The 13,656-nt window shown below is 37.7% G+C and carries 8 protein-coding genes and 2 pseudogenes; 3 read left to right on the forward strand and 7 right to left on the reverse strand.

The window, feature by feature from the left end; all coding sequences use genetic code 11:
• Positions 1-214: 214 nt before the first annotated feature.
• The 4 genes and pseudogenes from GQR55_RS11530 to GQR55_RS11545 form a co-directional block, all read right to left on the reverse strand.
• Positions 215-775, reverse strand: coding sequence for a hypothetical protein (locus GQR55_RS11530; protein ID WP_166420713.1), 561 nt, complete (start codon positions 773-775; stop codon positions 215-217).
• 188 nt (positions 776-963) lie between these two features.
• Positions 964-1,974, reverse strand: coding sequence for a LacI family DNA-binding transcriptional regulator (locus tag GQR55_RS11535; protein WP_166420714.1), 1,011 nt, complete (start codon positions 1,972-1,974; stop codon positions 964-966).
• Positions 1,975-2,036: 62 nt separating this feature from the next.
• Positions 2,037-3,334 (reverse strand): annotated as a pseudogene (locus tag GQR55_RS11540) (MFS transporter).
• 46 nt (positions 3,335-3,380) lie between these two features.
• Positions 3,381-4,709 (reverse strand): GH1 family beta-glucosidase, encoded by a 1,329-nt coding sequence (locus tag GQR55_RS11545; protein WP_166420715.1) that lies wholly within the window; start codon positions 4,707-4,709, stop codon positions 3,381-3,383.
• 258 nt (positions 4,710-4,967) lie between these two features.
• Here GQR55_RS11545 and GQR55_RS11550 point away from each other — a divergent pair.
• Positions 4,968-6,240 (forward strand): annotated as a pseudogene (locus GQR55_RS11550) (sugar MFS transporter).
• Positions 6,240-8,792: a glycoside hydrolase family 3 N-terminal domain-containing protein gene (locus GQR55_RS11555; RefSeq protein ID WP_166420716.1), complete on the forward strand. Its 2,553-nt coding sequence runs from the start codon at positions 6,240-6,242 to the stop codon at positions 8,790-8,792. The pseudogene GQR55_RS11550 and the gene GQR55_RS11555 overlap by 1 nt, the downstream one beginning before the upstream one ends.
• Before the next feature lie 189 nt (positions 8,793-8,981).
• On the opposite strand, the gene GQR55_RS11560 is transcribed toward GQR55_RS11555, so the two are convergent.
• Entirely contained in the window at positions 8,982-9,935 is a 954-nt protein-coding gene (locus tag GQR55_RS11560; RefSeq protein ID WP_197118788.1) for a GGDEF domain-containing protein, read from the reverse strand.
• Between the two features lie 354 nt (positions 9,936-10,289).
• Positions 10,290-11,180: a TIGR01777 family oxidoreductase gene (locus GQR55_RS11565; protein WP_166420717.1), complete on the reverse strand. Its 891-nt coding sequence runs from the start codon at positions 11,178-11,180 to the stop codon at positions 10,290-10,292.
• Between the two features lie 170 nt (positions 11,181-11,350).
• On the opposite strand from GQR55_RS11565, the gene GQR55_RS11570 reads away from it, so the two are divergent.
• Positions 11,351-12,388 (forward strand): AI-2E family transporter, encoded by a 1,038-nt coding sequence (locus GQR55_RS11570; protein WP_007585280.1) that lies wholly within the window; start codon positions 11,351-11,353, stop codon positions 12,386-12,388.
• A gap of 69 nt (positions 12,389-12,457) precedes the next feature.
• Here the strand turns inward: GQR55_RS11570 and GQR55_RS11575 are convergent, their stop codons facing one another.
• Entirely contained in the window at positions 12,458-13,537 is a 1,080-nt protein-coding gene (locus GQR55_RS11575) for an FAD-dependent oxidoreductase (RefSeq protein WP_166420718.1), read from the reverse strand.
• Positions 13,538-13,656: the final 119 nt, after the last annotated feature.

Consider the following 13,656-nt stretch of genomic DNA (forward strand, 5'->3'; position numbering starts at 1 on the left):
AACGGCCCAAAAGTAGGACCGTTCGAATTTCAAAAACTCGGTACACCATTAAGTCAAAACATGCTTAACTGAATGGTGTTAACATTTAGCTAGGTTGTTAGGAAACTGAGAGATTGATATTCTCTCAGTTTTTTATATATATTTTATTTTTGTCATCTGCTGTATTATCAGATTCAAACTAGGTACAAAACCAATTTTATAAGTTTAGATGCTTTTAACTACAACTATTGTCCCAAAACTTAGTGTGCTTAATTTCTACTTGGTCAAAAAGGTTTATTTGATTATCGTTATCATCAAAAGATCTAATAAATGCAGAAAACCCATCTGTTTCAGCAGATTTTGTTTCAGGAGTTATCCAAGCTCTATATTTGATTGAACCACTGCCATCTTTAAGTTCACTCAATGGTAAACCCCTTAAGCCTTTCCCACCTTCTGAGCTAATCCAAAAAGAATAATCAATAGTACCATCTTCTTTTTTTGCATAACCACTATTCACATCTTTATGACTAATCCCAAGTTCGCTTACTTCTTTGGGGCTATTTTTTACATTTTCATAAAAAACGTCATAAATAATCTCATTACAAGATTCATCATAAATAGCAATTTTACTGATATATGCTGTTTCTTTCGCTTTATCTGCTGTTTTTTCCCAAATTGTTACTGACTTTTCGCCAGAATCAAAATATTGAAAACTAAAAATAGATATACCAATTATTAACAAGACAATAATTGTTACTAGATTTTTATTATTTTTATTATTTATTTTTGACTTCATAATATTATCTATCACATTTGTTATATTTAAAATTTAACGAAAAAGCTTTTGAAACAAATATAGTGCGTTTTACGAGATAATCATACTTTATATAGATAAAATAACGTGTTGAAAAAATAGATTGAAATTATCCTTTGATATTATACTAGTTTAAAATTTCGCTGGTTTTTTATTCTATACTTTAACATTCAATTGGATGTAACAAGTGGTGCTGATGAATCGCGCTGTATTAAAGTGGGTTCAAAAAACCGATTTATAACGAGGTTTTTATTTTGATATACGTCTTTAAGCACTAATTTAGCTGCCATTTCGCCCATTTTCCCGACAGGATTATCTATGGTGGTGAGTGTAGGGTACAGGTAGTTTGCAAAAATAACGTTATCAAATCCAACAATCGATAAATCGTTTGGTAAATTATAACCGTGCTCTCTTGCATACTTCATAGCACCGGAGGCCATTTCGTCATTGGCGCATACCAGTGCGGTAAAGCTAAGTTTTTCATCAATAAAATGTTTTAAGCCTTTACTACCACCGGTTTCGTTAAAGTCGCCAATATAATAAAGCGCAGGGTCAAATTTAATACCAGCTTCTGCAAGTGCTTGTTTATGGCCTTCAAGTCTATTAAATGCATCGGCTTTAAACTGCGGACCTGCAATGTACGCTATTTGTGTATGCCCTTGATTTAATATCGATTTAGTGGCCAGGTAGCCACCTAGTTGGTTATCTAGGCTGATACAGTTGTCTTTTAATTGCTCTACGTAACGGCTCATTAAATAAACGGGTGTAGAGCCTTGGCTTAGTTTTATTAGGTAGTCATCTGATACGGCTTCTACGTGCAAAATAATGGCATCGCAGCGCCTGCTAATTAAAAATTCAATGCCTTCTTGTTCTTTGTCTTCTTCACTGTGTCCGGTGGTAATAATTACGTGTTTACCTGCTGTACGCAGTTCTGACTCAATACCTGCCATCATTTGGGCAAAGAAAGGACCATGTAACTCAGACACTAAAATACCGACACTGTTAGTGCAGTTAGAGGCTAAAGATTGCGCTATTGAATTAGGCTTGTAGCCAAGCTGCTCCATGGCATCAAGCACTTTTTGTTTAGTTTTATCGCTTACGCGGGTATTTTTGTTCATCACGCGAGAAACGGTGGCTAACGATACGCCCGCAAGCTCTGAGACTTGATAAATTGTTGCCATGTTATTTGTTCACTCGCTTATCCTTAACTATTTCGGCTAAATAATACCTTAGAGTGGATATCTTAACTAGCTGTTAGTTTAGATTGAATATTTTCAACAACTTGATTAGTTAGTGTATATTTTTTCATTATGTAGGCAACAAATAATGAGCCAAAAGCAGGTAGTACAGTAAATGAAAGTAAAATACCGTGTTGGGTGTCGAGGGTTTGTACTGCATCGGCCTGATAGCTGTAAAAAGATAATAACCAGCCTGCAATTGCACCGCCTACAGCCACACCCATTTTAATAAAAAATATGACGCCAGAATAAACCAAACCCGTAATGCGTACACCTGTTTTTTCATGCCCGTAATCTATGGTGTCGGCCATTTTTGCCCACAACAACGGGGTTGCCATATCTAAAAAGAATTTCCATAAAATAAAGGCAGTAAATGCCAATACTAAAGAGTCTTTACTAATAAAGTAACTAAAACCACAAATAGCGGCGGCAATAACTTGTAAGCTTATATAGGCCTTTATCTTACAAAAGCGCTTTGCAAGTGGTTGAGCTAAAGCACAACCTACCATGCTGGCTGCAACGCCTAGGGTCATAAATAAGGTGATTAAATCGTCGCGGCCTAAATAATATTTTACGTAGTAAACAGCAAGCGTAAGCCTTAATACTTGCCCGGTAAGTAAAAAAAATGCAGCTAAGCAAAGTGTTCGCCACTGATCGTTTTTAATTAAGGCTTTAACACTTTTGGCTGTTGTATACGCTCTTTTGTGCCTAAAAAACAAAGTAAAAACAGTACAAAACCTAAAATGCTCATTGCAGTCATTGTGTATTGATAGCCTTTGGCAGCATCGCCTTGGCCAAAATACTCAACCATTGGCATAGTACAACCCGCTACTATTACGCCGCCTAGCATACCAAATACAAACCGGTAAGACTGAATAGTAACGCGTTCTTTTACGTCTGCAGTAAGTACGCCGCCCAATGCACAATAAGGGATATTAATAGCGGTGTAGACAACCATAAGAAGTGTGTAAGTAGTAAAGGCATAAATTATTTTATCGGTGCCTTCTAAATCGGGCGTAGTGAACGCTAAAATACTTATAATAGCAAAAGGAAGTGCAAGCCAAAGTAAGTAGGGGCGAAAGTGCCCCCAGCGCGTATGTGTTTTGTCAGCAAGGTTACCCATTAATGGGTCGGTTACGGCATCAAAAACACGCACTGCTAAAAACATAGTACCTACAACAGCAGGCGATAAACCCACTACGTCTGTGTAGTACAGCATTAAAAACATCATAACTGTTTGAAAAATAATATTACTAGCGGTGTCGCCTAAGCCATACGCTATTTTTTCTTTTACACTGACCATGATTGTTTATCCCGCTTTATACTTGTTTTTAGTTATGGGTATACTTTTATCTTTTAGAGATGAGTTCTTTATAAGCTAAGCCACTATTTTTAATAGTGCGCTGCTGCGTTTTATAGTCAACATACACAATACCAAAACGTTTTAAGTAGCCTTCTGCCCATTCAAAATTATCCATTAAGCTCCAAGCAAAATAGCCATGAATAATAACACCTTGTTCAACTGCATCATGAACCGCGTTTAAGTGAGTATTATAATAACTTAAACGGTCTAAGTCGTTAACTTCACCATTATTATATGTATCGGGCATGGCTGCGCCATTTTCGGTTATATAAATAGGCGGTAGGGTGTATGTTTTATTAAGCGATACGAGCAAATCGGTGAACGATTGCGGATAAATTTCCCATCCCATATCAGTCAACGGACCTGTAGGTGCAATGGGTTCATAAATGTCAGTAGGGTGCGCCTTATAAATTTGGCGGGTATAAAAGTTAATGCCTAAGTAATCAATTGGCTGAGAAATTAATTCCATATCACCTGGATGTATGTCTGGTAAATGATCGCTTGGTAGTTGGTTAATTATATCCGGGTATTTACCATCCATTATTGGTTTCATGTACCACTGATTTAAGTAGTCATCAGCGTATTTGGCACTGTCTATGTCTTGTTGATTATCGGTAAGTGGATATGCGGGTGTAAAGTTAAGCACAATGCCGTTTTGAGTATTAGGCGATGTTTTATTTAGCACGTTCATGGCCAGACCATGAGCGAGTAATAAGTGATGAGCTGCTTTTTTACCATACTGCTTGCCGACTAAGCCCGGGGCATGTATGCCAATTTCGTAACCCAAAAACGCGCTGCAAAAGGGTTCGTTTAATGTAGCGTAAGAATACACTCGTGTTCCAAATGTGTTAGTAATTAGTTCTACGTATTTCTCAAATGCGTAAGCAGTTTTTCTGTTGAGCCAGCCGCCTTCATCTTCAAGGTGTTGCGGTAAATCCCAGTGGTACAAAGTAACAAAGGCTTTTATATTTTTTCGTTTTAGTTCATCTAAAATATCAGTATAAAACTTAACGCCTACGGGATTTAACTTTCCGTCTTGAGTCATCACGCGAGGCCATGAAATAGAAAGCCTGTAAGCATCAACACCTAGAGACTCTATTAAATCTATGTCTTGTTGCCAATTGTTGTAATGATCGCAGGCAATATGACCATGTGAATTGTCAGCAATTTTACCTGCAGTACTACAAAAGGTATCCCAAATACACGGTAAGCGATGCTCATATCCGCCCTCTATCTGAAATGATGCTGTAGCTACACCATAAACAAAGTCTTTTGTTAATAGAGGTGAATTAAATGGTAATGATATTTTTGTCATTGGTTACAAACCTTTTTGAGAACTTAATTGCACGCTTAGCGCTTATTTTTACTGACTTTCAGCGGGTACAAAACATTATTAAAAATAAAAGTTGTTGAAATATGTAACATGTTCGTATTTAATTAGCCGTGAAAGCGCTTACATTTTTAGATTAATGTTAATTAATCTTCAGGTCAACTCTTAAATACTGCGCCTTAGCGGGGTTTGTATTAATTACTTACTGAAGATCAATTTATAATAATAAATTGCGGAGAGCACATGGCTAGTTCAGCACCACTGACATCACACACAGTCGCAAAACCACCAAGATAAAAACTATGGTTTTGCACTTACATCTTTAACTTCACTATTTTTTATGTGGGGTTTTATTACCTGCTTAAATGATATTTTGATTCCGCATTTAAAAGCGGTTTTCGATTTAACGTATGTACAAGCAATGCTTGTGCAGTTTTGCTTTTTTGGCGCTTACTTTTTAATGTCACTCCCTAGTGGACACATTGTTAAAAAGCTTGGTTATAAAAAAGGAATCGTGGTTGGGCTTTTAATTGCGGCAGTAGGGTGTGTCTTATTTTACCCAGCAGCGTCTTTACATAGTTATCCTGTATTTTTATTCGCTTTATTTGTACTCGCCAGTGGCATAACGTTATTACAAGTATCTGCAAATCCTTATGTAAGTTTGTTGGGTTCAGCAAAAACAGCGTCGTCTCGTTTAACGCTTACTCAAGCTTTTAACGCGTTAGGTACTACGGTTGCGCCATCATTTGGTGCTCTGTTAATTCTGGACTCAGCGTCAGAAGCCTTTTTAACACCTGCACAAAATGCAGAGTCAGTTCAACTTCCTTACCTCCTTTTAGCTGCAATGCTTATTTTACTAGCCGGTATTTTTGCATGGCTTAAATTACCAGACATTATGAGCGAGCAAAAAGCAGAAGCCGAAAAATCAGAGGCAATTGAAGGCAGTGCTTGGCAGTATCGCCATCTTGTATTAGGTGCTGTGGGTATATTTATGTACGTTGGCGCAGAAGTGGCAATTGGTAGCTTTTTAGTAAGCTTTTTAGCACAAGAAAATATAGCAGGGCTAAAAGAGCATGCTGCAGCTCATTACATCACTTATTATTTTGGTGGTGCTATGGTTGGGCGTTTTATTGGTGCTGCTGTAATGCAAAAATTACCTGCTGGTAAAGTACTTGGCTTTAACGCAACCATGGCTATTATTTTAGTCGTTATTGCCATGAGCACGTCGGGTCAATTAGCAATGTGGTCAATACTATTGGTTGGTTTATTTAATTCTATTATGTTCCCCACTATTTTTAGTTTAGCGTTAAATGGGCTTGGTAAGCATACAGCTCAAGGCTCTGGTATTTTGTGTTTGGCGATTGTGGGTGGTGCAATAGTGCCACTTTTACAAGGTACACTTGCTGATAGTGTGGGTGTTCAACTTTCGTATGTTTTACCTATTTTATGTTACATATTTATCGTGTTCTATGGTTTAAGCGGTAGCAAACCAGTTCAAGCGCAGGAGACTCTATAATGAAAACCCCTTTTACACTTAATAAAATAGCCTTAGCAACATTAATTGCATCAGTAGGTACTTTATCGGCTTGTTCAAACGACGCAGTGGCATCGGTTGAAACTAATGAAACGTTATCTAAAACAGCGCAAATTTGGCCAAAACTTAATATTGCCGTTAAAAAAGATGCCGATATTGAAGCTAAAATAGTTAACTATTTAAAAGCCATGACACTTGAGCAAAAGGTTGCTCAAATGATTCAGCCAGAAATTCGTGATATTACCGTTGAAGACATGCGTAAATATGGCTTCGGTTCATACCTTAATGGCGGTGGAGCATTCCCTAATGGCGACAAACATGCAACACCAATGGACTGGGTAGCCTTAGCTGAGAGCTTTTATCAAGCTTCTGTCGATGACTCACTTGATGGTAGTAGTATCCCAACTATGTGGGGCACCGATGCAGTACATGGTCATAATAACGTAATTGGCGCGACGCTTTTTCCACATAATATTGGTTTAGGCGCGGCTAATAACCCAGATTTAATAGAGAAAATAGCGTCTATTACCGCAGTAGAAGTAATGGCTACGGGGATAGATTGGGTATTTGCACCCACTGTAGCAGTAGTACGAGACGACCGATGGGGCAGAACGTACGAAGGCTACTCAGAAGATCCAAAGATTGTTCACGATTACTCAGCAGCCATAGTAAATGGCTTACAAGGTAAAGCCGATGGCGACTTTTTAAGTGACAAGCGTGTAATTAGTACCGTTAAACACTTTATTGGCGACGGTGGCACGGTTGATGGGGATGATCAGGGAAATAATATAGATAGCGAACAGTCGCTATTTGATATTCATGCCCAAGGTTATGTAGGTGGCTTGTCTGCAGGTAGCCAATCGGTTATGGCATCTTTTAATAGCTGGAATGGCGTTAAAAATCACGGCAATAAATATTTACTTACTGATGTATTAAAAACACGAATGGGTTTTGATGGATTCGTAGTAGGCGATTGGAACGGTCATGGGCAAATTAAAGGCTGTACTAACGAAAGCTGCCCAGAAGCTGTAAACGCTGGTCTTGATATTTTTATGGTGCCAACAGGCGCGTGGAAGCCATTATATGAAAATACAATTGCACAAGTAAATGCAGGTAAAATAAGTATGAGCCGCATTGATGATGCGGTTGCACGTATTTTACGCGTAAAGTTACGCGCTGGGTTATTTGATAAACCAAGTCCGGCTAAGCGTCTTTACTCTGGAAAAACAGAGCTAATTGGTGCCCAAGAGCACCGCGAAGTCGCACGCCAAGCTGTGCGCGAATCGCTTGTATTACTTAAAAATAAAAATAACCTATTACCTATCGCAGCTAATCAACGCGTACTTGTTGCAGGTGATGGTGCTGATAATATAGGTAAACAGTCGGGTGGTTGGAGTATTACGTGGCAGGGGACTAATAATAAAAATGCTGATTTCCCTGGTGCTACTTCTATATATAAAGGGCTTGAAGAACAAATATCTGCAGCAGGTGGAAGTGTTACTTTAAGTGCTGATGGTACGTTTGATCAACGTCCTGATGTTGCCATTGTTGTATTTGGTGAAGAACCTTACGCAGAAGGGCACGGCGATAAAGATAACCTTGAGTTTGAGCGCGGAAATAAAAAGTCATTAGCACTTTTAAGCTCGCTAAAAGAGCAAGGTATCCCTGTTGTATCGGTGTTTATATCAGGTCGACCTATGTGGGTTAACAGCGAACTTAACGCATCTGACGCGTTTGTAGCTGCATGGTTGCCAGGTACAGAAGGCGCAGGTATTGCTGATGTTTTATTAAAAGCGGCAGACGGCACCATTCAAAATAACTTTAAAGGTAAATTATCGTTTTCTTGGCCTAAATCAGCGGTACAAACTGCAGTTAATAAAGGCGATGAAAATTACGACCCATTACTCCCTTATGGTTTTGGTTTAACGTACGGCGATAAAAACGTATTAGCTGACGACCTTGATGAAGACTCTAAACTTGATAACTCAGGGCTTACGAGTATGGATATACTTGTTGGTGCACCTGTAGCACCATGGCGCTTATTGTTAAAATCGGGCAATGAGCTTTTAGATGTATCGAGTAGTACTCATGAATTTGGTGCAATTAAATACCGAACTGAGGACAAAATAGTACAAGAAGACGCTCGCCAATTTAGCTTTAGCGGTGCAGAAAAAGCCAGTGCTGAAATAGTAACAAGCTTTGCAGAAGATACCATTGCCTACGTTGAAGCCGATAGTGTGATTAGCTTTGATATTAAATTAAACGAAGCACTAACGAGCGATATAGCACTTGCTATGACTTGCTCGGGTGAATGTGGTGCAAGCATTGATTTAGCAAACGTAGTGGATAAAACCATTGAGAATAAATGGCAGTCAGTATCAATCGATTTAGGTTGTTTTGCTGATAAGGGTGTTAATTTTGCAAACCTAACAAGCCCATTTAGCTTACGCAGCAATGGTAAAGCATCAATTTCTGTGGCTAATATTCAGTTTGTGCCAAATAAAGCAGGCGAAGCTACACTGTCTTGTAAGTAGTTTATTAACTCTATTGTGTGTATACCAAAGCCCTTCGAATGAAGGGCTTTTTTTATGTAGAGGATTAATACTAACCTGCATAAATACTTGAGCTAATTGATATAACTAAATAGGAGCAAGTCGCTATAAATACAAAGAGTTACCACGTTTTTATAGGAGGAACCTTTTTTATAATAGCTTGTAAAATAATTAGCACTGCATTAAGAGGTTTTTTTCGTCAAAGCTAACTACTTTATCTCTGCCGGTTTCTTTAGCAAGATAAAGGCGTTTATCAGCCAACGACAGTAAGTCTTTTACACTCATTTTACCATTTACAGAGTGACTCACTCCCGCGCTCACAGATAGTTTTATATGCGCGTTTTGATAATAAAACGGATGCTTAGAAATATTTTCACGTAAGTGCTCTGCATATTCTTTAGCTGCTCGTAGGGAATAGTCTGGTAGTAATATTGCAAATTCTTCACCGCCTATTCTGGCGCAAATACCCTCATCAATAAATTGCTCTTTTATGTGCTGCGCAATCCATTTAATTGCTTGATCGCCCGTGTCGTGGCCGTACTTATCGTTTACATGCTTAAAAAAGTCAATATCTAGAATAATTATAGATACATTTATATCATTGTTATTAGGTTGTTTAAGGACTGCTTTGGCGTTATTAAAGAAACCTCTGCGATTAAATAACTGTGTAAGAGAGTCGGTATTGGCAAGGTTCGATAGCGTATATTCACTATTAGAAAATAACAAAAATGGCAGTATAAGAGCACTCAGTGTGGCTAATAGTAAATGACTAATAAGCACAATTTGCAAAGGGGTTGCTACATCTTGAATACTCGAACTAAGTACCGGTATTGATAGAAATATAGCATTTAAAAACATAACTCCACTGTGCACTAAAAAGCAGGTAATTAACGCCTTTTTCTGGGCTTTAGCAACAAAGCTCATGCTTTTGATTAAATACGCTGTGTAAATAAATAATCCGGAAATTACTAAACTCGTTAGCATTTTTGCTGCACCGAAAGGATAAATTGCCAATAACAATAAGCTAGAAAAACCAAATATGCAGTAAAGAGGCATTAAGCTAATATTTTGTACGTTTTTGTATTTATATAGTCCAACAATAATTAAAAGTGGGCTAGTAATCATTGAAACACTAGCTAAATAGTGGGTTATTAAAGGAAAGTCTATGAATAAGCGCAAACATGCCAGTATTTCGGCTAATGCAAATGTGGCACAGGCTAAACCAAATAATAAAAAAGATGTTTGTTTTTTATATTTATAAATTGAGAGAAAAAATAAGCTTATGAACAAGTTAAGGATAAAAGAGAAGAAGATCACAGTAGGCAAATGAAACATGATTTATTCTCTTTATTATAAAATGATGAAATATATATTTAACTAACTGTTGTAATTATTATGTATTAATAAGAAAAGGTCAATTCAGTTAAAAGGATTGCTTTTTCAATTTTTATATTTTACCTCAAGAATTATTAACGCCCGCTAAACCAAACTCTCTAAAGCTGATTTAATATCAGGATGATGAAAACGATAATTATGAACGAGTGCCTTTTTAGGGACTACAAATTGTCCCGTTGTTAGTAAGTCTGACATTTCACCCATTAATAGTTTAAGTACTGCAGTGGGCATAGTGATAAATGCAGGTCGCGATAACGCCTCGCCTAAGCTTTTACCAAATTGAGCATTGCTTACAGGATTTGGCGCAGTTGCGTTAACAGGGCCAGATATTTCTGGATGCTTAATAATGAAGAGTATTAGCTGAATCATATCGTCGATGTGTATCCACGACATTCCTTGCTCGCCATTACCAATTGGGCCGCCTAAACACAATTTAAAGGCAGGGAGCATTTTACTTAATGCTCCACCTTTTTTAGCTAAAACAATACCCGTGCGCAAAAGGCACACTCTGGTGTGTTCTGATTGCGCGAGTAGCGCTGCATTTTCCCAGTCTTTACAAAGCTGGTGGCTAAATTCGTCGTGTGGGTTTTCAAAAGTTTCATCAATAGGGTTACTATTTTGTCGACCATAAAACCCAACGGCGCTTCCAGATATATAGGTATGCGGGGCAGTGCTACAAGCTTTAATAGCTTCACTAATTTGTTGTGTAACACCAATACGGCTGTCGCGTATTATTTGCTTTTGTTTGTCGCTCCAGCGTTTATTTACAATAGGTTCGCCAGCTAAATTAATAACAATATTAACAGTGTTAAAATCTACTGCATTGACATTGCTTACGGCTTTAACTTTATGGCCCAATAATACGTTTGCTTTAGTCGGATTTCGGCTAAGCACAGTAACAGTATTATGATGAAGTAAAAAAGGGCATAAGTGCTTACCAATTAATCCCGTCGCGCCAGTAACAAATACATGCATTATTAATCCTTACAATAAAATAGTAGCAAGTGATTAAAAAACATACTCGCTAGCAAACAGCTTTGCAAATTTATACGTAAAACAGGCTTTTATGATCACTTCGTAATTATTTCATTTAATTACCTTTTGCCTTACACTAAAGCCATATCATTAATAAAAGGATTAATAAATTGGCAAGTTTAACTGGAGTAAATAAAAGCTTAATAGTTTTTGCTTCCTTAGTGGTCGTACTCGCGGGGATAAAAGCGGCAAGTGTAATTATTATTCCGTTTATTTTGGCGGCGTTTATTGCCATTATTTGTAATCCGCTTATCAAGTTTTTTGCGCGCTACCGAATTCCTAAAGGCATTGCTGTTATGTTGGTAGTGCTTATTATAGTTGGCTTAGGTGTAAGCCTTGGCGGGCTTGTAGGGCAATCAATAAACGATTTTTCGCAGCAACTTCCTGAGTATAAAACACAACTCAAAGAAGAATTTGTATGGCTTGTAGATTTAGCATCTCAATACAACATACTGATTAATAAAGAACAGTTAATCAATATGTTCGACCCAGGTAAAATGGTTGATGTAGCCACTAATATGCTCACCGGTTTAGGTGGCGTAATGGCAAACATGTTTTTAATTATTTTAACCGTTGTTTTTATGTTGTTTGAAGGGCCAATGCTAAGCAAAAAAATACACATGGCACTTGAAGATCCCGATAGCAAAATGAAGCAAATTGACCGCTTTTTAGAGTCTATTAATTCATATCTGGCAATTAAAACACTAGTAAGTTTAGGTACGGGTATTATTGCTGCGTTTTACTTATGGATTTTAGACGTTGACTACTTTGTGCTGTGGGGGGTATTGGCATTTATGTTCAATTACATTCCTAATATTGGGTCAATTATTGCGGCTGTACCGGCTGTATTACTTGCGCTTATTACTCAAGGTCCGTTAATTGCGGGATTGGTTGCTGCAGGTTATTTAACAATAAATACGGTAATGGGCAATATTGTAGAGCCTAAGTTTTTGGGCAAAGGGCTGGGTCTTTCAACGCTAGTGGTATTTTTATCATTAATATTTTGGGGCTGGTTATTAGGTACTGTGGGTATGCTTTTATCTGTGCCATTAACGATGATTGTAAAAATAGGTTTAGAAGCCAGTGCTGAAGGTAAGTGGGTTGCCACTCTACTAGGCAGTGGCGAAGACGTTGCTAAAAATAACTAACATTTATAACCATCAAGGGCTGTAAAATTAAAGCCCTTGATGGTTAAGTTATCAGTAAATACAGGGCTATTAATTAACAAAAAATTTAATAGCGTCATCCACCGCGTTTATTGCGCCTTCTAAATATCCTGCTTCTTGTTTTGCAAACTCACTCGCTACAAAATGAATGTTCAAGTTATTTAATTGCTCATCTAAGCTTGAAAAATCAAATTCTGGGTGCTGCGAAGGTTGAGTTTGATCGTCTCTATTAGCTACAAACTTATCGTCTGCCCAGTCTTTAATAAAGTATCCCGTTGCATTTTCAGCATCCTTACCATAAAAATAGCTAAGCTGCTGGGCACAGGCTTGAATTAATTGCTCTTTAGTTACTTGGTTTCTTGATAAGTAGGGCACACCTATAAAGCCAAATAATGCGGCGTAATTGCCATCTTCAGCACTGGCATCGTGAATTTCGACCATTGGGCCTACGCGACTAAAGCATTGTCCTGATAAGTTTTTATCACGCCAAAATGCATGTTCAAAAGTAGCTATAAATTTGGCTTGTCCTGCCATCCATGTAGGTACACTACTAAGGCAGTTTATGAGCGTTGGAGTAGCCCATAGTTCAGGTGTTAAGTGTGTTGTAACCATACGAGCAGGAATAGCTGAAATTAGTTTTTCAGTAGTAAGGTGCTTTATATTACCTAAGTGATTAACCGTAATTTGCCAGTTATTATCACCTTTTTTAAGCTCAGTGACATTGTGTTCCAATAACACTGAATCAGGATTAAGTTGCTCGTATAAGGCAGTTATTAAGGTATTCATGCCGTGTTTGAGTCTAAATAGTTGCATATCTCCAGCACCTGCAATTTGTTGAGGCTGCTTGGCGTTAGGTGCTTGATATAACACATCACCTTTGTTGTATTGCTCAAATATACTTAAGTGGAGTGACTTTACTAAAGCTTGGATTTTTGGTTGGTGAGGAAATATCCACGTAGGACCCAAATCAAAACTAACATCGTTATTTATTGGTGATTGCGCAGCAAAAATTCGGCCGCCTAATTGCGATTTAGCTTCCAGTAATAAGTACTCAATATTAAGCAGTTGTAATTTATACGCACTGTATAAGCCGGCCAGTCCGCCACCTATAATTATTACTGGTTTAGTCATTTGTTTACCTATTAGCTATTTAGCAATCTACTAGTAGGTAGTTTGTTTTGATATGAATAAATTGTCAAGTAGGCTAAAGGGAGTGAGTAAAGAAACGTAACTAGTTTAGTGTGCTTAAG

It is taken from the genome of Pseudoalteromonas sp. Z1A8, from assembly GCF_011378855.1.
GTDB lineage: Bacteria > Pseudomonadota > Gammaproteobacteria > Enterobacterales > Alteromonadaceae > Pseudoalteromonas.